Source organism: Haloterrigena gelatinilytica (genome assembly GCF_013342145.1).
Taxonomy (GTDB): domain Archaea; phylum Halobacteriota; class Halobacteria; order Halobacteriales; family Natrialbaceae; genus Haloterrigena; species Haloterrigena gelatinilytica.
Window position 1 is genome coordinate 76396 of record NZ_JABUQZ010000002.1, and the last position, 23520, is coordinate 99915.

24 protein-coding genes and 1 pseudogene are annotated in these 23520 nt (G+C 67.2%); 10 read left to right on the plus strand and 15 right to left on the minus strand.

The window, feature by feature from the left end:
* Positions 1–81: 81 nt before the first annotated feature.
* Positions 82–768: a cob(I)yrinic acid a,c-diamide adenosyltransferase gene (locus tag HTZ84_RS21540; protein ID WP_174682700.1), complete on the minus strand. Its 687-nt coding sequence runs from the start codon at positions 766–768 to the stop codon at positions 82–84.
* A 123-nt stretch (positions 769–891) separates the two neighbouring features.
* Between HTZ84_RS21540 and HTZ84_RS21545 the strand changes: the two genes are divergently transcribed.
* From HTZ84_RS21545 to HTZ84_RS21555, 3 genes are all read left to right on the plus strand, one after another.
* Positions 892–1257, plus strand: coding sequence for a helix-turn-helix domain-containing protein (locus HTZ84_RS21545; RefSeq protein ID WP_174682701.1), 366 nt, complete (start codon positions 892–894; stop codon positions 1255–1257).
* A 184-nt stretch (positions 1258–1441) separates the two neighbouring features.
* Positions 1442–2920 carry an alkaline phosphatase gene (locus tag HTZ84_RS21550; protein WP_174682702.1) on the plus strand — a complete coding sequence of 493 codons (1479 nt, stop codon included), beginning with the start codon at positions 1442–1444 and terminating at the stop codon, positions 2918–2920.
* Positions 2921–3081: 161 nt separating this feature from the next.
* Positions 3082–4779, plus strand: a complete 1698-nt coding sequence (locus HTZ84_RS21555; protein ID WP_174682703.1) for a hydroxysqualene dehydroxylase — start codon at positions 3082–3084, stop codon at positions 4777–4779.
* Positions 4780–4798: 19 nt separating this feature from the next.
* Here HTZ84_RS21555 and HTZ84_RS21560 read toward each other — a convergent pair whose 3' ends face one another.
* From HTZ84_RS21560 to msrA, 5 genes are all read right to left on the minus strand, one after another.
* A complete protein-coding gene (locus HTZ84_RS21560) occupies positions 4799–6073 on the minus strand; it encodes an FAD-dependent oxidoreductase (RefSeq protein WP_174682704.1) in 1275 nt (424 codons plus the stop codon).
* 93 nt (positions 6074–6166) lie between these two features.
* On the minus strand, positions 6167–6592 hold the full coding sequence (locus HTZ84_RS21565; protein WP_174682705.1) for a CBS domain-containing protein: 426 nt from the start codon (positions 6590–6592) through the stop codon (positions 6167–6169).
* 197 nt (positions 6593–6789) lie between these two features.
* The gene (locus tag HTZ84_RS21570) at positions 6790–7224 is read right to left on the minus strand and encodes a response regulator (protein ID WP_174682706.1); all 435 of its coding nucleotides are present in this window, start codon (positions 7222–7224) and stop codon (positions 6790–6792) included.
* Between the two features lie 498 nt (positions 7225–7722).
* Positions 7723–7989 carry a hypothetical protein gene (locus HTZ84_RS21575; protein WP_174682707.1) on the minus strand — a complete coding sequence of 89 codons (267 nt, stop codon included), beginning with the start codon at positions 7987–7989 and terminating at the stop codon, positions 7723–7725.
* A 126-nt stretch (positions 7990–8115) separates the two neighbouring features.
* Positions 8116–8649: a peptide-methionine (S)-S-oxide reductase MsrA gene (gene msrA, locus HTZ84_RS21580; RefSeq protein ID WP_174682708.1), complete on the minus strand. Its 534-nt coding sequence runs from the start codon at positions 8647–8649 to the stop codon at positions 8116–8118.
* 129 nt (positions 8650–8778) lie between these two features.
* On the opposite strand from msrA, the gene HTZ84_RS21585 reads away from it, so the two are divergent.
* A complete protein-coding gene (locus tag HTZ84_RS21585) occupies positions 8779–9552 on the plus strand; it encodes an enoyl-CoA hydratase/isomerase family protein (RefSeq protein WP_174682709.1) in 774 nt (257 codons plus the stop codon).
* A 1-nt stretch (position 9553) separates the two neighbouring features.
* Here HTZ84_RS21585 and ggt read toward each other — a convergent pair whose 3' ends face one another.
* From ggt to HTZ84_RS21610, 5 genes and pseudogenes are all read right to left on the minus strand, one after another.
* Complete coding sequence (ggt, locus tag HTZ84_RS21590) at positions 9554–11479, minus strand: gamma-glutamyltransferase (RefSeq protein ID WP_174682710.1); 1926 nt, start codon at positions 11477–11479, stop codon at positions 9554–9556.
* Between the two features lie 151 nt (positions 11480–11630).
* Positions 11631–12296 carry a 2,5-diamino-6-(ribosylamino)-4(3H)-pyrimidinone 5'-phosphate reductase gene (locus HTZ84_RS21595; RefSeq protein WP_174682711.1) on the minus strand — a complete coding sequence of 222 codons (666 nt, stop codon included), beginning with the start codon at positions 12294–12296 and terminating at the stop codon, positions 11631–11633.
* A gap of 122 nt (positions 12297–12418) precedes the next feature.
* Complete coding sequence (locus HTZ84_RS21600; RefSeq protein ID WP_174682712.1) at positions 12419–13051, minus strand: cupredoxin domain-containing protein; 633 nt, start codon at positions 13049–13051, stop codon at positions 12419–12421.
* Positions 13052–13119: 68 nt separating this feature from the next.
* Positions 13120–13986, minus strand: coding sequence for a ZIP family metal transporter (locus HTZ84_RS21605; protein ID WP_174682713.1), 867 nt, complete (start codon positions 13984–13986; stop codon positions 13120–13122).
* 208 nt (positions 13987–14194) lie between these two features.
* Positions 14195–14311, minus strand: a pseudogene (locus HTZ84_RS21610) (2,5-diamino-6-(ribosylamino)-4(3H)-pyrimidinone 5'-phosphate reductase); the annotation flags it as partial.
* Between the two features lie 278 nt (positions 14312–14589).
* Here HTZ84_RS21610 and HTZ84_RS21615 point away from each other — a divergent pair.
* The 5 genes from HTZ84_RS21615 (at position 14590) to HTZ84_RS21635 (ending at position 20146) form a co-directional block, all read left to right on the plus strand.
* Complete coding sequence (locus HTZ84_RS21615) at positions 14590–15525, plus strand: hypothetical protein (protein WP_174682714.1); 936 nt, start codon at positions 14590–14592, stop codon at positions 15523–15525.
* Between the two features lie 198 nt (positions 15526–15723).
* Positions 15724–17007 carry a Single-stranded DNA binding protein gene (locus HTZ84_RS21620; RefSeq protein ID WP_174682715.1) on the plus strand — a complete coding sequence of 428 codons (1284 nt, stop codon included), beginning with the start codon at positions 15724–15726 and terminating at the stop codon, positions 17005–17007.
* The gene (locus HTZ84_RS21625; protein WP_174682716.1) at positions 17004–18869 is read left to right on the plus strand and encodes a hypothetical protein; all 1866 of its coding nucleotides are present in this window, start codon (positions 17004–17006) and stop codon (positions 18867–18869) included. Before HTZ84_RS21620 ends, HTZ84_RS21625 begins: the two co-directional genes overlap by 4 nt.
* A gap of 10 nt (positions 18870–18879) precedes the next feature.
* A complete protein-coding gene (locus HTZ84_RS21630; RefSeq protein ID WP_174682717.1) occupies positions 18880–19755 on the plus strand; it encodes a metallophosphoesterase in 876 nt (291 codons plus the stop codon).
* 88 nt (positions 19756–19843) lie between these two features.
* Positions 19844–20146 (plus strand): hypothetical protein, encoded by a 303-nt coding sequence (locus HTZ84_RS21635; RefSeq protein ID WP_174682718.1) that lies wholly within the window; start codon positions 19844–19846, stop codon positions 20144–20146.
* Positions 20147–20188: 42 nt separating this feature from the next.
* Here HTZ84_RS21635 and HTZ84_RS21640 read toward each other — a convergent pair whose 3' ends face one another.
* Together HTZ84_RS21640 and HTZ84_RS21645 are read right to left on the minus strand one after the other, a co-directional pair.
* Positions 20189–20548 (minus strand): hypothetical protein, encoded by a 360-nt coding sequence (locus HTZ84_RS21640; RefSeq protein ID WP_174682719.1) that lies wholly within the window; start codon positions 20546–20548, stop codon positions 20189–20191.
* Between the two features lie 98 nt (positions 20549–20646).
* Positions 20647–21024, minus strand: a complete 378-nt coding sequence (locus HTZ84_RS21645) for a hypothetical protein (protein WP_174682720.1) — start codon at positions 21022–21024, stop codon at positions 20647–20649.
* A 245-nt stretch (positions 21025–21269) separates the two neighbouring features.
* Between HTZ84_RS21645 and HTZ84_RS21650 the strand changes: the two genes are divergently transcribed.
* Positions 21270–21503 carry a MarR family transcriptional regulator gene (locus HTZ84_RS21650; RefSeq protein ID WP_174682721.1) on the plus strand — a complete coding sequence of 78 codons (234 nt, stop codon included), beginning with the start codon at positions 21270–21272 and terminating at the stop codon, positions 21501–21503.
* 134 nt (positions 21504–21637) lie between these two features.
* On the opposite strand, the gene HTZ84_RS21655 is transcribed toward HTZ84_RS21650, so the two are convergent.
* Together HTZ84_RS21655 and glnA are read right to left on the minus strand one after the other, a co-directional pair.
* Complete coding sequence (locus tag HTZ84_RS21655; protein ID WP_174682722.1) at positions 21638–21865, minus strand: hypothetical protein; 228 nt, start codon at positions 21863–21865, stop codon at positions 21638–21640.
* A gap of 211 nt (positions 21866–22076) precedes the next feature.
* Complete coding sequence (gene glnA, locus HTZ84_RS21660) at positions 22077–23432, minus strand: type I glutamate--ammonia ligase (protein WP_174682723.1); 1356 nt, start codon at positions 23430–23432, stop codon at positions 22077–22079.
* Positions 23433–23520: the final 88 nt, after the last annotated feature.

Below are 23520 nucleotides of genomic sequence, written 5' to 3' on the forward strand. Positions count from 1 at the left end.
GCTGATATTAATTGTGTTGGTAGGAGAATAGTAACACGGTCGCCGAACCGGGGGTTTCGCTCGAGCGGCCGCCGCTGTCGCTCAGAACTCGGTTCCGCGCCGTGCCCGCTGGCCGTCGTCGATCGGATGTTTCACTTTGCGAACGTTCGTGACGAGATCGGCTCGATCCTCGAGGTACGCCGGTTCCGCGTGGCTCCCCGAGAGCACCAGTTCGAGGTCGTCGGGCTTCGCGTCGATGAGGCCGTGGACGTCGTCCTCCGAGAGCAGGTCGCGATCCGCGGCGTAGAGCACCTCGTCCAGAATCAGCATGTGTACCCCCTCCTCCGGCGGTGCGTCGAGATCGATCGGCGCCTCGAGATCGGCCTCGGCCGCCGCCTCGAGCAGTTCGTGAGCGCGCTCGAGGCCCGCTTGGGCCTGGGCCTCGTGGTCTTCCTCGTCGCTGCCGTCGGCCATCCCGTGCCAGCCGTAGTGGCCGAGGTTCTCGTAGCTGATCCCCGGCAGCGCCGCGATGGCGTTGTACTCGCCCCGGACGGCGTCGACGCTCGAGGCGCCGCCCTTCATGAACTGGAGCATGTGGACGCGGTAGCCGTGGCCCGCGGCGCGCAGTCCCATCCCGAGCGTGGCCGTCGTCTTCCCCTTGCCGTCGCCCCACCAGACCTGCACGAGGCCGAACTCCTCGGGCGCCGCGGGTTCGATTCGTTCCGGTTCGGGCGTCCGTCCCTGTCCGGGCGTGTTCTCGACCGTCGAGTCGGGCGTCTCGTCGCTCATACGCGGCCCGTCGGGCCGATCCTACATGTAGTTGGCCCACCCGTCGCGACTCGCGGCCGACGCGTCCGGCACTTTCGGGACCAAACGTGTCTTTAGGCTTCGCTCCTAACGTGGTCGCAGTCCATGACACTCGAGTTCTCATCGTCCGACGACGCCGCCGATCTCGCGGGCGTCGTTGCCGTGCTGGACGATGCTGACTGTCGAGAGATCATCGCGATTCTCGAGGCGCCCAAGACCGTTCCCGAGATCGCCGAGGCGGTCGATCTCCCCCTCTCGACGACCTATCGAAAACTCGATCGGCTGACCGAGGCCGGACTCGCCAGCGAAACCGTCGGCGTTCGACGGGGTCGCCACCACGCGTCGCGGTACGTAGCGACGTTCGATCACATCGGGATCGGCCTCGACGACGACCACGAGTTCCGCGTCGATATCGACTGCTCGAACGACCAGTCGCTGGGCATCTGGTCGAACGTGCGCGAGGAGTTTTGACCGCGCCGTCGTCGCCGGGAACGGCGACCGCGTCGGCTTCGTTCCTGACTCCCTCGCAGCGCCGGGAGACTGCGGCGTGACCCACGGATCAGTATCGACGAGAACCTATCACAAGCGATTATTCTCGTATCACACTATATCCCTATTATAAACCGTCTTCACTGGAATCGTGGCCTATCCGGTGATGTCTCAAGAGAGCACGCAGACGGGGACGGACCGTGCGAAGGGATCGACCGACCGACGCAGCTTTCTGGCGGGACTGGCCGCGGTATCCGGGACGGCGGCCGCCAGCCAGGGCGCTCAGGCCGCGGGATGGGGCCGCTGGGGCCGCGGAACGCGGACCAACGTGATCATGATGATTCCGGACGGGAGCAGCAGAGCCCACGACACGGCCGCGCGGTATCTGCGGGCCTACCGGGACGATCCCGACGCGTACCCCGAGAACATCCCGGACGTCGAACTCGCCGTCGACCGCGCCGACGCCAACGGCTACATGAGCCACTTCCCGGCCGATCCGAACTCGATGGTGACCGACTCGGCCGCCGCCGGAACCGCCATCGCGACGGGCGCAAAGACCTACAACGGCGCGATCAGCGTCGACACCGATCGGGAGCCGCTCCCGACGATCCTCGAGCGGGCCGGCGAGGCCGGCTACGCGACCGGGCTGGTCTCGACGACCCAGCTGACCCACGCGACGCCGGCCTCGTTCGCCGCCCACGTCGAGGACCGCGGGATGCAGGAGGAGATCGCCCGCCAGTTCGTCGATGAGACCGACGTCGACGTCTTCCTCGGCGGCGACCGCTCGCACTTCCGGGCCGACGACCGCGACGACGGCGAGGACCTGATCGGTCGGGCCGAAGAGCAGAACTACGCGTACGTCGAGACGGCTTCGGAACTCGAGTCCGTCTCGGAGGGGAAGGTCCTCGGACTGTTCTCCCAGTCGGGCCACCTCGACTACTACCTCGACCGCGCGAACGACGCGGACAACACCCAGCCCGGGCTTCGCCAGATGACCGAGCGAGCCATCGACCTGCTCGAGACGCGGTCCGACGAGGGCTTCTTCCTGCTGGTCGAGGGCGGCCGCATCGACCACGCCTCCCACGGGAACGATCCCGCGACGGTTCCGGAACAGCTCGAGTTCGATCGGGCCCTCGACGCGGCGATGGAGTACGCGCGGGACGGCCCGCGTCGCTCGGAGACGCTGACCGTCTCGGCGTCCGACCACGACACGGGCGACCTCGGGCTCGACTACGGCGCGAACGTCGCCGCCATCGACGACCTCGAGGCGTCTCAGGGGACGCTCACGTCCGCGATCGACGCGGCGTCCTCGACGTCGAAAATCGCGTCCGTCCTCGAGTCGCAGGCTGGTATCGACGATCTCACCGACGACGAACTCGCCGCCCTCGAGGAGGACCCGTCGGCGCTGACCGGCGCCGACGGGATCCTCAACGATCGCGCGGGCCTCGTCTGGGGCTCGGGCAGCCACACCGGCGAGGACGTTCCGATCTACGCCGCCGGCGAGCACGCCGAGCAGTTCACCGGATCGATCGACAACACCGACCTCTTCGAGGTGTTCGCCGGCGTGCTCGACCTCGATGGCTCGAGGCGTCCCGGTCGGTCTACCGGTCGCGGCCGAGCGCGCGGACGCGATCGCGGCCGGTAACGCATACGGCTCCGCGGATCCGGCGTCGCTCGTCCCCGCTCTGGCGTCGGTTTTCCCCTTCCTCGAGTCCCGAGCCGTGGGCGTCTCTCGCTGCCGAAACCGGTCGAACCCGTATTCGTTAGGGGCGTCGCTTACTCCGTTGGCGACCGCAGTCTCGACCGATGTCAGACGTTGCCGTACTCGGCGGCGGAATCGGCGGTCTCACCGCGGCCCAGGAACTCGCCGAGCGGGGGTTCGAGGTGACGGTCTTCGAGGCCACCGACCGCTTCGGAGGCAAGGCGCGATCGATTCCGCTCGACGACGGGCCGGCGCCGTTGCACGGCGAACACGGCTTCCGGTTCTTCCCCGCGTTCTACCGCCACGTCATCGACACGATGGACCGAATCCCCGACGGCGACGGCACCGTCGCGGACAACCTCGTCGAGACCGAAGCGACCCTCGTCGCGAGCGCGACCGGACCGGGGCGGATCGCCGATACCCGAACGCCGGATACCGTGCGGGGCTGGCTCGAGGCGCTGCGCCCGGCGTTCGCAGAGGACCTGCCCGCCGACGACGTTCGGTTCCTGCTCGAGCGGCTCCTGTACTTCCTGAGCGCCTGCGAGCGGCGTCGAACGGAGGAGTTCGACGACGTCTCGTGGTGGGAGTTCATCGACGCCGAGAACCGCTCGCAGGCGCTTCGCGACCGCCTCGCCTTCGCGACGCAGTCGCTCGTCGCGCTGCGCCCGCAGGTCGGCAGCGCCAGGACGATCGGCACGATCTACCTGCAGTTGCTGTTCGGCCAACTCGATCCGACCCGCCCTACGGAACGAATCCTGAACGCGCCGACTAGCACGGCCTGGATCGATCCGTGGGTGCGCCACCTCGAGTCCCTCGGCGTCGAATTTCGGCCGAACGCGCCGATCCGGCGACTCGAGTTCGACGGTCGTCGCGTCACCGGTGCCGTCGTCGGCTCCGAGCGCGACCCCGATGGCCCGTCCCCCGAGCGGATCGAGGCCGACGACTACGTCCTCGCCGTCCCCGTCGACGTCGCTCCCCGGTTGCTCACCCCCGAACTGACCCGAGCCGCGCCCGCGCTCGGTCGGATCGAGCGCCTCGACACCGCCTGGATGAACGGGATCCAGTTCTATCTGACCGAAGACGTCGCGCTGTCGCGGGGCCACCAGGTCTACGCCGATGCCCCGTGGGCGCTGACGTCGATCTCGCAGCGCCAGTTCTGGTCGGACTCGGACTATAATCTCGCGGACCGCGACGACGAGGTCGCGGGCGTCCTCTCAGTGATCGTCTCCGACTGGGTGACGCCGGGAATCCTGCACGAGAAGCCGGCCAGACGGTGCAGCCGCGAGGAGATCGCCGCGGAGGTCTGGGAACAGCTGAAAACCCACCTGAACGGCCCCGACGAGCGGCTGCGAGACGAGATGCTCGTCGACTGGTTCCTCGATCCGGCGATCGTCGAGGCCGGCGTTGCGTCGGAGACGCAACGGGAAGACAGCGACGCCGTCGTCACCGGCGTCGAGAACCGCTCGCCGCTGTTGATCAACACCGTCGGCTCGCTGCGGAACCGACCGCCGGCCGACGTCGGCGTTTCGAACCTCGCGCTGGCCGGCGACTACGTCCGAACGAACGCCGATCTGGCCTCCATGGAATCGGCCAACGAGGCCGGCCGCCGCGCGGCCAACGCCGTTCTCGAGCGTCGCGGCGTCCGCGCGTCGCCGGCGCGGATCTGGGACCTCGAGGAACCCGTCGTGTTCGACCCGCTCAAACGGGAGGATCGGGTTCGCTACCGGCTCGGGCTCCCTCACCCCGCGGAAGTGACGCAGTCGCTGCGGTCGGTCACGCGCGGGTTGGTCGGCGGTCGTTAACGCTGTGTTCGTCTCTGCGTTAGCGGCTATCACCGACGAGATCCGCGTCCGTCGGCCCCTGCCCGTCGAACTCGCGGACGTACTCGTCGAGCGTCGACGGCTCCGACGCGCCCGGGAGTTCGGTCGTCGCCGTGGTCGACTCGGCGTCGACGTCCAGTCGATCGCAGACGAGATCCGCGGTCGCCTCGGCCATCCGGCGGTAGGTCGTCAGCTTCCCGCCGACGATGCTGGCGAAGTTCTCGACGCCGTCGGAACCCAGCGCCGATGAGGACGTCCGCTCGCTCCCGTCAGCAGCGTGGTCGAGCAGGTGAAAGCCCCGCGAGATTCCGCGCCCGCCTCGAGCGGCCTCCTCGGGTTCGTACAGCGGCCGCACGCCCCACCACGTCCGAACCTGGTCTGCCTCGGCGACGGCCGGGAGGACCGTCGCGCACTCCTCGATCGTTCGCTCGACTTCCCAGTCGGCCCGCTCGTAGTCGTCCGGATCGTCGATCGGGACGCTCGTCGTTCCCAGCACGGCCTCGTCGTCGTGGGGGACGACGATGTCGCCGTCGGCGGGATCACGGCAGCGGTTGAGGACGGGCTCGAGGCCGTCGTACTCGACCGAGACCATGACGCCACGCGTCGGCCGCATCGGAACGGTGACGCCGGCCATCGCCGCGATTCGGCCGGCGTGGGCGCCCGTCGCGTTCACGACGTACGTCGGCTCGAGGGTCCGCTCGGCGTCGCCGCCGAGCGAGACCGACGCGATGCGACCGTCGTCGACGGTCATGTCGGTGACGGGCGCGTGCGGCAGGATGTCGGCGCCGCGGTCCCGAGCGGCCGCCGCGTTGGCCGCGACCAGCCGCGACGGGACGACGACCCCGTCGGGAACCCACATCGCGCGTTCGACCTCGTCGCTGAGGCCCGGAGTCGCGTCTCGAGCCGTCTCGCCGTCGATCACGTCGACCGGAATCCCCACGTCCTCGCAGGCCGCGCGCTTCTCCTCGAAGTAGTCCGGATCGTCCTCGGCCAACTGGACGAACAGCCCGCGGGTCTCGCGGACGGCGGCGCCGCCGATATCGCGGAGGATGCGGTTCTCCTCGAGGCACTCGCGGGCGCCCTCGGGATCGCTCTCGGCGTACCGGGCGCCGCTGTGCAGCAGGCCGTGGGAGCGCCCGGAGGCGCCCGCCGAGAGCCCGCCGCGTTCGGCCAGCGTCACGTCCACGCCTCGCAGTGCGAGGTCCCTGGCGAGTCCCGTGCCGGTCGCGCCGCCGCCGACGACGAGGACGTCCGGATGGGTCGGTCGACTGTTCATAGTCGGACCACGTGCTCGAGCGGGAGGTACCTTTCACCGTTCGGACGGCCGACGGAGCGGCGCGCGGCGTCGGGACGGAAAAAACGACGGTTGCTACGGACTGTAGTCGGGCGACTGGGCTTCGATCGTGTCGGCGACGTTGTCGAGTTCCTCACCGATCGTCGCGATCAGGTCGTCCAACGTCGCGATCCCGGTTAGGTTGCCGTCGTCGTCAACGATGGGGAACCGACGGACGTTGTGCTCCGCGATCGCCTCCGAGATCGCCAACGGATCGTCGTCCGCGTGAATCGTCGCCGGATCCTCCGCCATGATCTCCTCGACCGAGAGGGAGCCGACGTCGTCGTGATCGTGGATCGCGAGCGCGGCGTCGCGGTCGGTGAGCATCCCGACCGGCTCGTCGCCCTCGGTGACGACGAGCGCGCCGACGTTTTCGTCCTCGAGCGTCTGCGTGGCCTCCTCGAGGTCGCTATCGGGACTGGTCGTGACGACGTTTTCGGGGCCGAGTTTGCCGATTGACATGATCCATCGAAACCGTCGACGGGAGCGGTATTCAAGATAGAGCCTTCGAGTGAACGCAGGAGTGGGAGCCCGGTGAGCGGCGAACGGAAGAGTCGGAACCCGCGTTCGACAACGTCGGAGACGGGACGGGACGGTACTGCCGATCGTTCGGCTTCGGGTCTCCGAATCGGCTCCGGGACCGCGCCGTTGCTATCGTGCTATTTCGGAGGCAGCTGCGCTTGGTTGCACCAGAACGATTCGGTGGCCGACACGAGCGCGTCGAACTCGCCCGTCGCTTCGAGACACGCGTTCGCACCGCGTTCGTAGTACAGGCCGCAGGTCGCGTCGGTACCGCCGTCCACGACGACGAGCACGGGGACGGGCGCGAATCGTCGTTCGCGCTCGATCGCCTCGAGCAATTCGACCGCGTCCGACCGCGGGAGGTATATCAGCACGATGTCGGGGAACGGTACGGACGCGTCCTCGTCGCGCCGGAGCGCGTCGAGCGCTGCATCGGTGGTGAGAACCGTGTGCGGCGTCGCCGCCACGGCCGGTTCCTCGAACGCAGCGCTCAGCGGACGGGCTTCGTCGCGACTGTCCGCAACGAGTAAGATCTCCAGAAGATCGTTGCGTTCGACCGACACTTGATTCATACGCCGAACGACAGCGATTAGTCCTTTTATTATAGACCCCTACAACGCACGTAACGCGGGCTTTCGGACGCTCGAACCGTCGCATAGTCGCTTCGCGATCGGGAGCGGTAGGCGCCGTTTACGCTCAGTCGTACGGAACGAAGGCCGCGACGGTGCGGCCACACGTCGCGTCTCTACGAATCTTCCGGACTTTCGCCCATCGATCTCCTCGCTCTTCGATGACGCGGATCGGATTTACCCGGCCCGCACGGTAGTTGCGATAACTGAAACGGTGCTCCTCGTCGCGTTCGGAAGAAGAAATCGACCGGCGCCTCGATTCCAGTCAGCGATACCGCGGATGCGGCCTGTCCGTGGGTCCGTCGCACCGGTACGGGCCCGGGTTGGAATCGATCGGTAACGCCTCCGCCGACTGGCGCTCGGACACGAGCGTCGCTTGTAGCGTCGAATGAATACGGAACAGGCTTTCACGCGAATCGCGGTATCGGTACCGTCGATGTGCTAGTCTGCGGGCGCGATCGCGGCGTGAAACTCGTCGAGCGTCGCGGCGAGCTCGTCGCGCCAGTCCCCGTCGGCGGCCGGGATATAGCGGACGACGATCGGCCGACCGATCTCCCGTTCCTCGGTCGATGGTACCGTGACCGCCTCGGTCCACTGCGTCCCCTGCCAGATTTGGGTAACCTCGACGCGACCGTGGGTTGCGTGAGCATAGACCCCACCACGTTCGATAGCGCGACCAGACGGGGTGGCGTGGTCGGTTTCGCTCATTACGGATTGCTACTCCCTACCACGTTTTCAGCGGTCTGCTTGCGATATCGGCGAGCGGTGCGGCCTCGAGTACGGGTCCGTCGATCGACGCGCCGAGTCACTGCAGCGGACCGGTTCCGGAGAACGTTAGTCGCCGGCAGCGGCCTTCTCGCCGAACTTCTCCCGCACTTTCTCGACCTTCGGGGCCGCGTGCATCGAACAGTAGGCGTCGTTGGGGTTCTTCTCGAAGTAGTCCTGGTGGTACTCCTCGGCCTCGTAGAACGTGTCCAGGGGCTCGATCTCGGTGACGATTCCGTCGTAGAGCCCCTCGTTCTCGAGTTCCGCGGCGAACGTCTCTGCGGTCTCGAGCTGGTCGTCGTCGTGGGCGTAGATCGCCGACCGGTACTGGCTGCCGACGTCCGGGCCCTCCCGATCCTTCGTCGTCGGGTCGTGGATCGTAAAGAAGACTTCGAGCAGGTCCGCGTAGGCGATCGCGTCGGGGTCGTACTCGATCTGGACCACTTCCGCGTGGCCCGTCTTTCCGGAACAGACCGCCTTGTACGTCGGATCCTCGGTGTGTCCGCCGGCGTAGCCGGAGGTGACCGACCGAACCCCCTCGAGTTCCTTAAATGCCGCTTCGACACACCAGAAACACCCGCCGCCGAACGTGGCTCGTTCCATGCATTCGAGTAGGTCGTGCTCGAGGAAAGATGTGACGGGTCCGGACTCGACGGTCGCGTTCGGTCGCGCCCACGGACCGAGACTACCGCGGTGCCAAGGGATTTCACCGGGGCCGATGAACCCCGGCGTATGTCCTGGCAGACCGTCGAAATCGAGTGGGACGGAGACGTCGCAACGATAACCGTCGATCGACCCGAGGCGCTCAACGCCCTGAACGTCGAGACTCTCGAGGCGATGGGCGAGGCGCTCACCGAGGCGGCCGACGAGGACGCCCGCGCGCTCGTCCTGACCGGCGCCGGCGACGATGCGTTCATCGCCGGCGCGGATATCGGCTACATGCGGGATCTCTCGACCGCCGAAGCCCAGGAGTGGGGCGCCCTCGGTCACGACGTCGCCGACGCGCTCGCGGCGTTCCCGGCGCCCACGATCGCCGCGGTCAACGGCTACGCGTTCGGCGGCGGCTGCGAGATGGCCATCGCCTGCGACCTCCGCGTCGCCGGCGAGTCGGCCGTCATCGGTAACACGGAGATCGACCTCGGCATCATCCCGGGCTGGGGCGCGACCCAGCGACTGCCGGAACTCGTCGGCGACGAGACCGCCCGCCGCATGATCTTCCTCGGCGAGCGACTGGACGCCGATTCGGCCGCCGAGGCCGGGCTGTTCGGCGAAGTGGTGGCCGACGGCGCCCTCGAGGAGACCGTCGACGAGTTGGCCTCGCGGCTCGCCGCGAAGCCGGCCGTCGCGATGCGCGCCGCGAAACAGGCGCTCAACCAGCGCCACGAGGGGTCACAGACCAGCGGGCTCGAGTACGAGAAGCGAGCGTTCGCGAGCCTCTTCGGAACGCCGGACCAGCGCGAGGGGATGGCGGCGTTCGTGGAGGATCGCGAACCGGAGTTCGAGTAGTTCAGTCGGTTCGGCCGCGCCCGTTCGCCGCTGACTCTCTGTGACCGCGCGTTTCGTGCTCGCCGTGACCGCACTCGCCGCCCCGGTCGAGGCCGACGGCCAGTCCGTCGCGCGTCGGATCGGCCGCGCCGATCAGCTCGTCCGCGCCGACCTCGATGACCTGTACGTTGCCGAAGTCGTCGCTGGGGTCGTCCTCCCAGACCTGGCCGAATCGCTCGGTCGCCTCGCGGGCGCCGGCCGGCACCCCGTCTTCCCACATGATCGGCGGACAGTCGGTGGTGAAGACGGTCGGTTCGGAAAGCGCCGCGAGCGGCTCGAGGTCGTAGACGTAGCGGTGGAGCAGCGTCTGGGCGACCGAGGTGATGATTGTCCAGCCGCCCGGCGAGCCCACGGTGAACTCGGGGACGCCGTCGCGGAACGCGATGATGGGGCTCATGCTGCTCAGCGGCCGCTTCCACGGCTCGACCTGGTTCGGGCCGCCGGGTTCGGCGTCGAAGTCCGTCAACTCGTTGTTGAGCATGAAGCCGCGCCCGGGGACCATCATCCCCGAGCCCATGAGCTGTTCGATAGTCGAGGTGTAGGAGACGGCGTTGCCGTCCGCGTCGACGACGGAGAAGTGGGTCGTCGACCCGTACCCTTCCTCGGCGGCCGCGACTCCCCGCGATCCGTCGACGCCCGGCGGTACGCCGGGGTCGACGCACTCCTCGGCTCCGTAGTCCGCGAGCGTGTCGTCGACGCGCACCTGCGCGGCGCGCTCGGCGAGGTAGTCGTCGCTGAGCAGACCGTCGACCGGCGCGTCGACGAACTCGGGGTCGCCCATGTACTCGTTCCGGTCGGCCCAGGCCAGACTCGTCGCCTCGGCGAACAGGTGATACTTCTCCGGCGACCGGAGGTCGTACCGTTCGATCCCGAGTTGCTCGAGGACCCGCAGGATGTACGCGACGGTGGTCGGTCCCGAACTCGGCAGCGGCTGGCCAACGAGTTCGAGGTCGCGCCACGCCGCCCGGACCGGTTCGTCGAGCGTGACGTCGTAGGCGGCGAGGTCGTCGACGGTCATGCTGCCGCCGGCCCCCCGTACCGTTTCGGCGAGATCGGCGGCGATGGGCCCCTCGTAGAAGGCCGCGGCGCCGCCGCACTTGATCCGCTCGAGCGTATCCGCCAGATCGGGATTGACGTGTGTGTCGCCCGCCTCGAGCGGCCTCCCGGACGCATCGGAGTAGGCCTCCCGGGCCGCGTCGTTGAACTTCTCCCAGTTCTCCGCGATCTGTTCGGCGAAGACCGCGTCGACGGCGAACCCGTTGCGCGCGAGGTCGATCGCGGGACGGATCAGTCGCTGCCGCGGCCGCGAGCCGTGCAACTCCAGCGCCGTCTCCAGCCCCATCACGGTGCCGGGGACGCCCACGGCCTTCCCCAGTTGGATCCGCTCGTCGAACGGGATCGGCTCGCCGTTTTCGTCGAGGAACATGTCCGGGGTCGCGCCGTGAGGCGCCCGCTCGCGGCTGTCGACGACGGAGACCTCGTCCGCGTCCGCGTCGTAGACGACCATGAACCCGCCGCCGCCGATGCCCGATGCGTGGGGCTGGGTCACGGTCAGCACGTACTGGAGCGCGACGGCGGCGTCGACGGCGTTGCCGCCCTCCCGCAGGACGTTCGCGGCGACGCCGGAAGCGATCGGATCCACGCTCGAGACCATCCCGTCGGCCGCGGTCACCTGCCGGCCACACGCGAACTGGGGGCGGTCGCAGTCGACTCCCGGAACGCCGGCCCCGCTTCGGCCGTCGCCCGTCGCACCCGCGATGGCGCTCCCGCCGAGGACGCCGGCGGTCGCCCCGAGCGCGCCGAGGAACGCTCGACGGTCGACGCGCGAAGGTTCGGTTCGCCGCGCTGCTCTCCGTCCGGTCGCGTTCGGATCGGTGTCTCGTGTCATCTGTCGAATCGTCGTACGGGTCCCCAACGTGGCCGCCGAAAATATTTCCGGAAAACGTAATCGGATAATAAAATTGTTCGTATAATTGATTATTCGATCAGTTCTAAAACGTCGTCTAATACGCGAGACCCGACCGGACGAGTCCGTCGGCCTAGCGCCCCTCGACGCGCCAGATCAGCAAGGCGCCGTCGTCGAGTCGAGCGACCTCCTCGAGACTGAGCGACGGAAACGCCTCGACGAACCCCTCGCCGTCGGCCAGCGTCGGGGCGTCGCGGCCGCCGATGACTGTCGGGCCGACGAACGTCCGTAACTCGTCGACCAGTCCGGCCTCGAACAGCGAGAAGATGAGTTCGCCGCCGCCCTCGACCATGAGCCGCTCGAGGCCCTGTTCCTCGAGCGCCGCGAACGCCCGCAGGAGGTCGACGCGCTCGTCGCCGGCGGTCACGAGTTCCGCGCGGTCGGTCAGCGCCAGCCGCGCATCGACGGAGGCGGCCTCGCTGAGACAGACGTAGGTCGCCGCCGCGTCGTCCAGCACCGCGGCGTCGGTCGGGGTGCGCCCCCGCGAGTCGACGACGACGCGGGCCGGCTGTTTCGACTCGCCCCGCTCGAGGCGGTCCTCGCACAGCGACTCGTCTTTCACCGTCAGGTGCGGATCGTCGGCGAGAACGGTGCCGACGCCGACGACGACGGCGTCGCTGTCGGCTCGGAGTCGATCGACGCGCTCGAAGTCCGCTTCGCCGCTGATCGCGATCTGCTCGCGGCGCCGCGAGGAGAGTTTGCCGTCCGCGCTCGCGGCGGCGTTGACGACGACGTGCATGGGTCTCCTGCGTGGCCGTCCGTAAAGAAACACCGTGAACTGATCGCCGTAACCGCTCCGCTCGACCGCCATGCTATCGGTCGCGATTCCCGCCGTCGGTCGCGACCGTCGCCGTCGACCGGTTACTGAACTTCGATGTCGCCGTTCATCGTCGCTTGATGGGGCTCGCAGATGTACTGGGCCATCTCGCCGGTGACTTCGTCGATCGAGAGGGTCTGGGTCTCCCCTTGCTCCGACATGATTTCGGTCTCGTAGTCGTCGACGACCTCGTCGTTGTCGTCGAGAATCTGGATGTTGTGGCCGGCGCCGTCCAGGTTCTCCCACGTGATCTCGTAGCTCTCCCCCTCCTGCAGGGTGAGCGTCGGATTCTCCTCGTCGGCGATCTGATCGGGAGAGACGCCCAGCCAGGCCTGCGTTTCGCCGCCGAGCTGGATTTCGCCGGGTTCTATCGCCCCGCTGGCGCCGCCATCGCCGTCCTCCGACTCGTTCGTTTCGTTGCCGCCGTCAGTCTCGTTCCCGTCCGTCTCGTTGCCGCCGCTTTCCGATTCGTTCGTTTCGTTGCCGTCGCCGTCCGACTCGTTCGTCTCGTTGCCGTCTTCGGACTGGTTCGCGCCCTCCCCGCCGTTCTCCGACTGATCTTCCTCGCCCCCGTTTCCGCCGGGATCCCCACCGCAGCCGGCGAGAAGGGCTGCTACGGCCGCGCTGCCGCCGAGTCGAAGCACCGCCCGTCGTGATCGCGGTTCGGCCCGATTCATGAATCTCCCGTGGTGTACGTTAACGGGCTGCATAAGTCGCTCCCCGGACGGTGCCGGGCTGAACCGGCTCAGACGGCGAGTCCGACGTCGACGACGACCATCACGACGAAGCCGACGACGAACGTCAGCGTGGCTTCGTCGGCGTAGCCGTGGCCGTGGCTCGCGGGGATCATCTCCCGGAAGATGACCGCGAGCATCGTTCCGGCGGCGAAGCCGGCCGCCACCGGGAAGAGCCCGGTGACGACCGCGACCAGGGCGAAGCCGATCGCGGCCGCGATCGGTTCGGGGCCCGCGCCGGAGAGCGTCGTGTAGAGGATCGTCTTCGGCTTCGAGAGGCCGGTTTGACTCGCCGGGATCGCCATCGCGAAGCCGTCGGGAACGTTCTGAACGGCGATCGCGACCGCCAGCGCGATCCCGACGCTCTCGAGGCCGCCCGCGAAGGCGATGCCGATCGCCAGCCCCTCCGGGACGTTGTGGATGGTGATCGCGCTGCCGACGAGAATCGCCTGCCGGAGGTCGTCGTCCGGCGCGGGAACGACGTCCTCGTCGCGCGCGTCGGCGTCGTCGGCTCTTTCACCGGGCGGCAACGGCGGCGCGGCCTCGAGTTCCCTCTCCGATCCCGCGATCGGCGGATAGGTCCGGTTCGCTTCGCCCGTGATGAGCAGGTGAATGTGGGGAATGAGCCGGTTCGCGGCCAACAGGAAGACGCTGCCGAGGAGAACGCCGACGACGACCTCCCACAGCGAACCGAACTCGAGGCCGGGGACGACCAGCGCGAAGACGGCCGCGCCGAACATGATCCCTGCCGCGAGGCCGAGCGCGGCGTCGTAGAAGCGGTGGCTGATCCGTTCGGTCACGTACACCGGCAGTGCGCCGAGTCCGGTCGCCGCGCCGGCCAACGCTGCGATCATCACGACCTCTCCGAGCGTGCTCACGAGTGTCTCGATATCGCAGGTACTCTGGGAAAACGTTCACGATCGATGAAATTCGACGTCGCTCGAACCGAGCGGGAGCCGGTAGACGAGGTAGCCGATCAGCAGGACGAAGGCGAACGTGGGACGGTTTCGCCGAACAGGACGGCGGCGTACAGGGCTCGCGTCAGGATCTGGATGACGACGAGTCCGCCGACTCGAGCGCTGCGAACGCCCGCAGGCGGTCGACGCGCTCGAAGTCCGCTTCGCCGCTGATCGCGATCCGCTCGCGGCGCCGCGAGGAGAGTTCACCGCCCGCGCTCGCGGCGGCGGCGTCGACGACGTGCATACCGTCTCTCCGGAGGGGATCTCCGAGAAGAGACGGTGTTTCGCCGCCGCCGGTGACGGCCACGACCGGACGATTTGGCCGCGACGAGCGGCGAACCGATCGCGGGCGCGGTGAACTCGAACCTCGATTCCCGTTGGATATCGTGGTGACAATCGCCATCGCGTTTGTTATTTCCTGAAATCTCATCCGATAATATTATGTTCATTATGAATGAACAGTCATTCATGGCCCTACAGGAAAAACTGACTATGGCGAAGGGGATACTTACCACCCCCTTTATGAGACGTCAACTCCTGCTGTCCTCCGTTCTCGGTCCGATCCAGAAGCGGATCCGGGGAAACGACGGCGAGTACGTCATGGATGCGGACTGGGATAACCTGATTATCCTCGACGGCTGTCGATACGACCTGTTCACGCAGATCTATGCCAAGCACTCGTTGGACGGAGAGCTCTCCCGGTTTCAGTCCCGGGGCAGTTCGTCGCCGGAGTTCCTCTCCGAGAACTTCGAGGGGCGGTCCTACAACGACACCGTTTACGTCACCGCGAACCCCCACGAGAAACGAGTTCTCGACGACGCGTTTTACGATACGGACCGCGCCTGGATCGACGACTGGGACGACGAAGACGGGACCGTCCTCCCGGGGGTTCTTTCCGAACGCGCTCGGGCCGCTCACGACGCCTATCCGAACAAGCGGCTGATCGTCCACTTCATGCAGCCACACGTCCCGTTCATCGGCGAAACGCAACTCGACGTCGACAGCGAAATCACGAGCGGACTTCGGGATATGATGCTCGAAGATTCGATGGACGACGCGCCCGGATTCGTCTGGGAAGAGTTGCAAAACGGCGCGATCGAAGAGGGCGTCTTCTGGGAAGCCTATCGCGATAACCTGATTCGGGTGCTCGAGGAGGCCGTTCCGCTCGCCGAGGATCTCCCGGGGAAGACGGTGATCACGGCCGATCACGGAAACGCGCTCGGCGAGTGGGCGACGCCGTTCCCGGTCCCGGTTTACTTCCACCCGACGAACATCCGTATGCCGGAACTGAACACCGTCCCGTGGTTCGTTCCGCCCTATTCGGAGCGAAAACGGATCGTGCGATCGGGCGACGCTCCCGCGGAGACGATCGAGGAGCCTGCTGCAGCCGACGAGTCGGTCGAATCCGGCGAGAACGCTGTCGAAGACCGCCTCTCGGCGCTCGGCTACGTGGACTAATACTGCGGGACGGACTGACTTCGGAGTGACTGCCGTCCGGGAGTCTATCGACTACACTGCTCACCCACCTCCACTGCGTACCCGGCCGCGCTCGCGGTCCGGTTGAGCGACTGCGACCGCCTGCCGAAATCCGTTCGAACGCTTCACTTTCACCCCGTTGCGGGAACGCTTTTGAAGCCCCCGCACGAAAGGCAAGTGATGGAACTCGACGATCATGCCGAGGATCTCGCCTCCGACCTCGGTGTCGACAAAGAGGAGGTCAAATCCGACCTGCAGAACTTGGTGGAGTACAGCGTTCCCGTCGACGAGGCCAAACAGAGCCTGCGACGGAAGTACGGCGGCGGCTCGAGCGGCGGCGGCGCTCCCTCGAGCAAGGATATCGCCGAGATCACGCCCGAGGACGGCAACGTCACCGTGACTGGTGTCGTCCTGACGTCCGGCAAGCGATCGATCCGCTACCAGGGCTCGGACCACGTCATCGTCGAAGGTCGACTGGCCGACGAGACCGGCGCGATCGACTACACCGCCTGGGAGGACTTCGGACTCTCGGCCGGCGACACGATCACCGCGGGCAACGCGGGCGTCCGCGAGTGGGACGGCGAACCCGAACTCAACTTGGGCGAGAGCACCTCGCTGTCCTTCGAGGACGACTCGCTCGACATTCCCGCGGCCTACGCCGACGAGATCGGCGGCGACGCCCAGTTAGCCGATCTCCAGACCGGCGACCGCGCGGTGAACGTCGAGGTGGCCGTCGTCGAGTGCGAACGACGGACGATCGACGGCCGCGACGGCGAAACCGAGATCTTGAGCGGCGTCTTCGGCGACGAGAGCGGCCGCCTGCCGTTCACGAACTGGGATCCCGCACCCGAAATCGAGGACGGCGGTGCCGTCCGGATCGAGAACGCCTACGTCCAGGAGTTCCGTGGCGTTCCGGAAGTGAACGTCTCGGAGTTCTCGACGGTCACCGCCCTCGACCGCGAGATCGAGGTCGGGGCTGATTCGACGACGATGGACGTCGGCGAGGCCGTCCGAACCGGCGGCATCTACGACGTCGAACTCGTCGGCAACGCCATCGCGGTCCGCGACGGATCCGGGCTGATCCAGCGCTGCCCCGAGTGCTACCGGGTCATCCAGAAGGGCCAGTGTCGCACCCACGGCGACGTCGACGGGATCGACGACCTCCGCGTGAAGGCAATCTTAGACGACGGTACCGGCGCCGTCACCGTCGTCCTCGACGACGAACTCACCGAGGACGTCTACGGCGGGACGCTCGAGGATGCCCTCGAGCAGGCCCGTGAGGCGATGGACCAGGAAGTCGTCGCCGACACGATCCGCGAGCGCATCGTCGGGAAGGAGTACCGCGTGCGCGGCCACCTCTCGGTCGACGAGTACGGCGCGAACCTCGACGCCGAGAGCTTCGAGGAGAGCGCCGACGATCCGGAGGCGCGTGCCGCCGCCTTCCTCGAGGAGGTGAGCGCATGAGCGCGAACGGGAACGGCGAGGACGACGAGGAGATTCCGGGACGCGAAGTCGCCTACCGACTGTTCGCCGCGGAGTACGACGACGCGTCGTTCTCCTACGCCGAGAGCGACGAAGAACGGGCCCCCAACTACGTCATCTCGCCGACCGGCGCGCGGCTCAACCGCGTCTTCGCCGTCGGGACCCTCACCGAGATCACCGCGGTCAACGACGAGATGGTCCGGGCCCGCGTCGTCGATCCGACCGGCGCCTTCGTCGTCTACGCCGGTCAGTACCAGCCCGACGAACTCGCGACGCTCGAGCGACTCGAGCCGCCCGAATTCGTCGCGGTGACCGGGAAGGCCCGCACCTTCCAGCCCGACGACTCGGACCAGGTCTACACCTCGCTCCGCCCGGAGAGCATCGCGACGGTCGACGCCGACACCCGCGATCGCTGGGTCGTCAGCGCGGCCGAGCAGACCGTCGAGCGCGTCGGCACCTACGCCGCGGCCGCCGAAAGCGACGCGAGTGGAGACGCGCTGACCGATGCGCTCCTCGAGGCCGGCGTCGACAAGGGGCTGGCGGGGGGAATCCCGCTCGCACAGGACCACTACGGGACGACGCCGGCCTACCTCGCGGCCCTGCGCGACTGCGCCCTCGAGGCCGTCGAGGTCGTCGCGGGCGAGCGCGATCAGGTCGAAGCGTTCTCGCTTTCGCCCGAGGACTCGAGTCCCGACGCCGACGCCTCGTTCGCGTCGCTGGCCGACCTCGTCGACCTCGATCTCGAGGGTCTCGAGACGCCACCGGCGGTCGAAACTGAGTCCGATTCCGAGCCCGAACCGGAGCCGGCCGCGGCGACGGCCGGCACCGGTTCCGCCGCGGGGACGGCGACGAGCACCGACCGCGAGTCCTCGTCTGCCGACGTCGAGGTCGAATCCGACGAGGCGGACGCCGTCGAGGCGGAATCCGAGACCGAGACCGAGACCGAGACCGAAACCGAAACCGAACCGGAGCCGCCGACGGAATCGACTCCCGAAAGCGCCGACCCGGCCGCCGAGACGACCGAGGCGACGCCAACCGGAACGGGCGTGACCGACGCCGAGGCCGACGCGACGGCCGACGTCGCCGCCACCGACGAGCCGGCCGAAGCGGACGCCGGGTTCGACGAGACGGACCTCGACGAGTCCGAGACGACGGACGAAGCTACCGAGGCTGACGTCAACCTCGAGAGCGACACTGAGACGGGTGCCGACCTCGAGACTGATGCCGAGACCGACGACGAGGATCTCGGCGACTTCGACGTCGACGCCGACGACGTCGACGCCGACGACGTCGGCGACGGCGGGATGTACGAGATGGACGAAGAAGAGCGCGAACAGCTCGAAGCGGAGTTCGGCGCCGAGTTCACGACCGGTGCGGAGGTCGAGGAACCCGGCGAGGCCGACATCGACGTGCCCGAGCCCGACGACGAACCCGTCGACGAGTTCGAGACCGAAAGCGAGGCGGCCGCTGACGCCGCGGCGTCCGACGAAGCCGAAACCGAGTCGACCGACGACCTCGGCGCGCCGCCGTCGTCGGGACTCGAGGCCGACGCGGAAGCGGAACCCGACGAAGACGACGCGACCGCCGAATCCGCCGCGACGGAGCCCGCCGAGGACGCGGCCGACGACACCGAGGAGGAACCCGCGGACGTCGACCTCGAGGACTACGTCGTCGAAACGATGGAGGACATAGACGACGGCGACGGCGCCGACCGGACCGAACTCGTCGAGCGAGTCGCCGACGAGACCGGCGCCGACGAGAGCGAGGTCGAGGACGCGATCCAGGACGCCCTGATGGGCGGCCAGTGTTACGAGCCCGACGACGAGACGCTGAAGGCGATCTGATCGACGACTGATGTCCGACGCGCCTCGTTCCGACGCGCCTCGCGGTTCGACACTGCCCCGCGTCGAGCCCGTTCCCGGCGAACCGGCCGCGACCGCCACCGTCGGGACCGAGCGCGTCCTGCTCGTCGCCGACTACCACGCCGGCTACGAGGCCGGACTGCGCTACGAACGCGGCGTCGACGTCCCCAGCCGCGCCCCCGACCGCCGGGAGCGACTGCTGCGTTTGATCGAGCGCACCGACCCCGACCGCCTCGTCGTACTCGGCGATCTGATGCACTCGATCGGCGACCCGGGCGGCGCCGAGCGCGGCGAACTCGAGGTGCTCTTCGAGGCGTTCTCCCCCTCGCTCTCGGTGACGGTCGTGAAGGGCAACCACGACGGCGGGATCGAGGACTGGCTCACCCCCGAAAGCGAGCGCGAGGTCGCCGCCCTCGAGTTCGATCCCGAAGCCGTGACGGTCACGCCCGGCGCCGGCGTCGCGCTCGGTGGTGGCGCCGTCGGCGTCTGCCACGGCCACACGTGGCCCGCCCCCGAGGTGCTCGAGTGCGACGTCGTCTGTCTGGGCCACGAACACCCCTGCGTCCGCCTCGAGGACGAGGTCGGCGGCAGCCGCGTCGAACGGGCGTGGCTGCGTGGCCGCCTCGATCCCGACCCGTTCCGCGAGCGTCCCGAGTACGAGGGCGTCTCGTGGCTCGAGCGGGACGGCGAGACGCCGCCCCGGCCGCCGCGAATCGTGGTCGTGCCGGCGTTCAACGACCTCGTCGGCGGCACGTGGGTGAACCTGGCGAACCAGTCGTTTCTCTCGCCGTTCCTCCCCGCGGGGCTGGCCGACGGCGAGGCCTACTTGGTAGACGGGACGCGTCTCGGGCCGTACGACGCGGTTTGACCGTTCGCAGCGCCCGTCCATCGGTACCGACCCGACCGCCAGCGAATGTAAGCCGAATCGCCAACACGGGACCGCGCGAACGGGACGTATGCCCATGGAAACCTACCGGCTCGAGGTGCGGGAGATCGAGACCAACGGAATCGACGCCGACGTCTACGGCGCTGACGACGTGATCGAGGAGTCGACTCGAGTCGCCTACGCGGACCACGACCTCGAGCCCCCGGCCTCGCGGGACGAAGAGCCGTCCTACACGGAGGAGATCACGGCCGACGTGACGACGCTCGACCTGCAGTACGAGCGCGACGACGGCGGTTTCGAGTTCCGCCTGCTCGGCGATCGCGACGAGCTGACGCGAGTCAGGGTCGACGACGAGGAGTGGGACCTGAACTGAGGGGGTCGCGGCCGCGATCGGCGCCGACGATCGACCGTCGTCTCAGGACTGCCGGGTGGCCTCGGGGAAATTGAGCGTTCGGGCGACGACCTCGCCCAGCCGCTCGGCCAGCGGACTGCGGTCGATCGTCGCCGTCCGGTGGAACCACGCCTGAGCGAAACACGGGAGCGCGGCGGCGAGGCTCACGATACCGCTCACTGTCCAGGGTGTCCCACCGGTTACGAGCCACGCGACGCTTCCGACGCCGACGAGACAGCAGACCGCGCCGCTGGCGGCGTACGCTCGCCAGAGCCGCGGGGCTCGAGCCCGCTGCTCGTCGGTGTACGAGCGCGCCTCGGCAACGCAGAAGACGCCGCCGACCGCGAGAACGACCGCGAGGAAGCCGAAGAACACGCCGAGCATATCCGGCCGTTCTCTCCATACCACCATAACTGTTCGCCGGTGAACACGTTACGGCGTCGAAACCGGATGCCGTTTCGCGGGGCGGGGTGTCGCCGTTCTCACCAGCTGCTGCTCTCTCGTTGGACCGTCTCCGACTCGATGCGGTCCCCGTCGCGCCACTGGAAGTAGTGGTAGGTCGTGCCGGCGATCTCCTTGACCGTAACCGACGCTCGGTCCGGGACGCCCTCCGGGTACTCGAGGTCGTCGTCGATCTCCTCACCGGCGTCGTCGTCGTTGGGATCGCTCGGAGTCGAACCCGTCTCCGCTCGTTCGTCCGACTCGTCTGCGGCCGATTCCGTCCACGCCGCGAGATCCTCGAGGTAGGCGGCGATAGCGCGGAGGTCGTCGGCGTCTCGATCCTCGAGTCGCGCCAGCGCCTCCCCGGCGTCGCGGTCGAGATCGGACGGCGGCGTCGGGCGGTCGCGATCGTTCGTCATCGGGTCGTCTCGAAGGTGGGTCGACACCCGTAAAACTCCCGTCGGTTCAGACTCGTTGCCCGACCGATCGGGCTCCGCTGCAATACTCCCGGAGCGCCGCGGTCGTCAGTCGTCATGGTTGCTATCACCACCCATATTTTCCGCCCGACGAAATTGTATCGAACCCTGTACTGTACTCCTTTATCCGATATATACACAATCCACGTGTGGATTTATATACACGAACGGGGACTCCACTGCTGACAATGAGTTCACAGAAGCAGCGACCGGAGCCCCGGATCGAACCGATTCCCGAGGAGCTCGACTCCGCGCAGGCGAAACTCGTCTTCCTCTGTCTCGAGGCGACGGGCGGTGCCACGGTCGACGATCTGGGCGACCTGTTGGCGATGAAGAAACTCTCGATTCTGAGTCTTCTGAACGAACTCTCGAGCGAGAACCTGATCGAACGGCGCGGCGAGGAGTACGTCGTCGCGAACTGAGCGGGACGGGTAGCGGATCGTCGTTACGATCTCGATTTTGTGACGTCTGGTGGGGTCTTCGGTGGATCGCTGTCGAACCCAGCGCGGGTCAGTACTCGCGTTTTCACTCGCGATATCGGCAGCAGTAGACTCCATTACAGCCCGTCGATTACGGCGAGTATCGTAGATCCGAGTACGACTGCAGTTCCTGGAAACAGGATCATCAATACGGTTTCCGCCGGTGTGGAAGACACCAGATGGATGCCGAACAACCAGTAGCAGAGGGCGCCGAGAAACGCGAAAATCGGCGTACCGACATAGACGTACCACTTATTATTCCACGTTTCAGTCCCGAATAGCTTTGACTTCAACGAATTAGTCATACATGACAACTATTTATGATTAGTATATAGTTCCTACGTAGCGCTCGCCAAAAGCGGAGGAGGTACATAGCCGGCGCTCGAGACGGGTCTCTTCGCTCGAATCTACTACCGTCCTCGAGATCGCTCGGACGCCGACGACTGCAACAGCGACACGCGCTCGAAGCAACCCGAGAAAAGCAAGCGGAACGAAACCGAGGACCGACGGCGATCGTCAGTACTGCTCGAGGTAGCGGTCGAGTTCCCACTGGGAAACGTCGACGAGGTACTCCTCGAACTCCTGACTCTTGGCTTCGACGAACTTCGGCGCGACGTGCTCGCCGAGCGCGTTGTAGATGACTTCGTCCTCCTCGAGGGCCTCGACGGCCTCGCCGAGGTTCGACGGGAGCGTCTCGATGCCGTACTCCTCGCGCTTCTGTTCGTCGAACTCGTAGATGTTCTCCCGGACCGGGTCGGGACACTCGAGGTCCTGCTCGATGCCGTCGAGACCCGCGTGGATCATGACGGCGAAGGCGAGGTACGGGTTACAGGACGGGTCCGGCGAGCGCAGTTCGACGCGCGAGGCCGCCGGGACGCGGGCGGCCGGCTTGCGGACCAGGGCCGAGCGGTTACGATCCGACCAGGCGACGTAGACCGGCGCCTCGTAGCCCGGCACCAGGCGCTTGTAGCTGTTGACCGTCGGGTTCGCAACGGCCGTGATCGCCGGCGCGTGCTCTAAGATACCCGCGAGGTAGGAGTGGGCGGTGTCGGAGAGGTTGAACTCGTCGTCCTCGTCGTGGAACGCGTTCTCGCCGTCCTCGGTCATCAAGGACATGTGCGTGTGCATGCCCGAGCCGTTGATCTTCGGGATCGGCTTGGGCATGAACGTCGCGTGGAGGTCGTGTTCGGCGGCGATCGCGCGGACGACGGTGCGGAACGTGGCGACGTTGTCCGCGGTCGCGAGCGCGTCGTCGTACTCGAAGTTGATCTCGTACTGGCCGCGAGCGACCTCGTGGTGGCTGGCTTCGATCTCGAAGCCCATGTCCTCGAGACCGTAGATGATGTCCCGGCGGACGTCGCTCGCGAGGTCTTTCGGCGCGAGGTCGAAGTAGCCGCCGTAGTCGGCGGTCTCGGTCGTCGCGCGACCCTCTTCGTCCTCCTCGAACATGAAGAACTCCGGCTCGGGCGCGAAGTTGACCTCGTAGCCCATGTCGTTGGCGCGCTCGATGGCCCCTTTGAGGACGTTGCGCGGGTCGCCCTCGAAGGGCTCGCCCGTCGAGGTGTTGTAGACGTCACAGATCATCCGGGCGGAGGCCCCGTCCTCGCGCTGTCTCCAGGGGAGGACGGCGAACGTGTCCGGATCGGGAACCAGACGCATGTCCGATTCCTGAATGCGGACGAAGCCCTCGATCGAGGAGCCGTCGAAGTAGATCCCCTCGGTGAAGGCCTTCTCGGCCTGGCGGGCCGGCACGGAGACGTTCTTTACCGTCCCCAGGATGTCGGTAAACTGCAGTCGAAGGAAGTCGATATCCTGTTCTTCGATCTCGTCCAGTACCTCCTCTTCCGCGGACGTGAGATTTCCGCTTGTCATCTTCTACTCGAGTATGCCATTGGATTCTACTACTAAAGTTCTACTGATGTTGGCGAATACTCCTATAGTGAGATAAACTTGGACATGT

What these genes read in the sequence shown, in the direction of transcription:
- HTZ84_RS21540 (WP_174682700.1), bottom strand. Translation starts at nt 768, where the DNA reads ATGAGCGACGAGACGCCCGACTCGACGGTCGAGAACACGCCCGGACAG.
- HTZ84_RS21545 (WP_174682701.1), top strand. Translation starts at nt 892, where the DNA reads ATGACACTCGAGTTCTCATCGTCCGACGACGCCGCCGATCTCGCGGGC.
- HTZ84_RS21550 (WP_174682702.1), top strand. Translation starts at nt 1,442, where the DNA reads ATGTCTCAAGAGAGCACGCAGACGGGGACGGACCGTGCGAAGGGATCG.
- HTZ84_RS21555 (WP_174682703.1), top strand. Translation starts at nt 3,082, where the DNA reads ATGTCAGACGTTGCCGTACTCGGCGGCGGAATCGGCGGTCTCACCGCG.
- HTZ84_RS21560 (WP_174682704.1), bottom strand. Translation starts at nt 6,073, where the DNA reads ATGAACAGTCGACCGACCCATCCGGACGTCCTCGTCGTCGGCGGCGGC.
- HTZ84_RS21565 (WP_174682705.1), bottom strand. Translation starts at nt 6,592, where the DNA reads ATGTCAATCGGCAAACTCGGCCCCGAAAACGTCGTCACGACCAGTCCC.
- HTZ84_RS21570 (WP_174682706.1), bottom strand. Translation starts at nt 7,224, where the DNA reads ATGAATCAAGTGTCGGTCGAACGCAACGATCTTCTGGAGATCTTACTC.
- HTZ84_RS21575 (WP_174682707.1), bottom strand. Translation starts at nt 7,989, where the DNA reads ATGAGCGAAACCGACCACGCCACCCCGTCTGGTCGCGCTATCGAACGT.
- msrA (WP_174682708.1), bottom strand. Translation starts at nt 8,649, where the DNA reads ATGGAACGAGCCACGTTCGGCGGCGGGTGTTTCTGGTGTGTCGAAGCG.
- HTZ84_RS21585 (WP_174682709.1), top strand. Translation starts at nt 8,779, where the DNA reads ATGTCCTGGCAGACCGTCGAAATCGAGTGGGACGGAGACGTCGCAACG.
- ggt (WP_174682710.1), bottom strand. Translation starts at nt 11,479, where the DNA reads ATGACACGAGACACCGATCCGAACGCGACCGGACGGAGAGCAGCGCGG.
- HTZ84_RS21595 (WP_174682711.1), bottom strand. Translation starts at nt 12,296, where the DNA reads ATGCACGTCGTCGTCAACGCCGCCGCGAGCGCGGACGGCAAACTCTCC.
- HTZ84_RS21600 (WP_174682712.1), bottom strand. Translation starts at nt 13,051, where the DNA reads ATGAATCGGGCCGAACCGCGATCACGACGGGCGGTGCTTCGACTCGGC.
- HTZ84_RS21615 (WP_174682714.1), top strand. Translation starts at nt 14,590, where the DNA reads ATGAGACGTCAACTCCTGCTGTCCTCCGTTCTCGGTCCGATCCAGAAG.
- HTZ84_RS21620 (WP_174682715.1), top strand. Translation starts at nt 15,724, where the DNA reads ATGGAACTCGACGATCATGCCGAGGATCTCGCCTCCGACCTCGGTGTC.
- HTZ84_RS21625 (WP_174682716.1), top strand. Translation starts at nt 17,004, where the DNA reads ATGAGCGCGAACGGGAACGGCGAGGACGACGAGGAGATTCCGGGACGC.
- HTZ84_RS21630 (WP_174682717.1), top strand. Translation starts at nt 18,880, where the DNA reads ATGTCCGACGCGCCTCGTTCCGACGCGCCTCGCGGTTCGACACTGCCC.
- HTZ84_RS21635 (WP_174682718.1), top strand. Translation starts at nt 19,844, where the DNA reads ATGCCCATGGAAACCTACCGGCTCGAGGTGCGGGAGATCGAGACCAAC.
- HTZ84_RS21640 (WP_174682719.1), bottom strand. Translation starts at nt 20,548, where the DNA reads ATGCTCGGCGTGTTCTTCGGCTTCCTCGCGGTCGTTCTCGCGGTCGGC.
- HTZ84_RS21645 (WP_174682720.1), bottom strand. Translation starts at nt 21,024, where the DNA reads ATGACGAACGATCGCGACCGCCCGACGCCGCCGTCCGATCTCGACCGC.
- HTZ84_RS21650 (WP_174682721.1), top strand. Translation starts at nt 21,270, where the DNA reads ATGAGTTCACAGAAGCAGCGACCGGAGCCCCGGATCGAACCGATTCCC.
- HTZ84_RS21655 (WP_174682722.1), bottom strand. Translation starts at nt 21,865, where the DNA reads ATGACTAATTCGTTGAAGTCAAAGCTATTCGGGACTGAAACGTGGAAT.
- glnA (WP_174682723.1), bottom strand. Translation starts at nt 23,432, where the DNA reads ATGACAAGCGGAAATCTCACGTCCGCGGAAGAGGAGGTACTGGACGAG.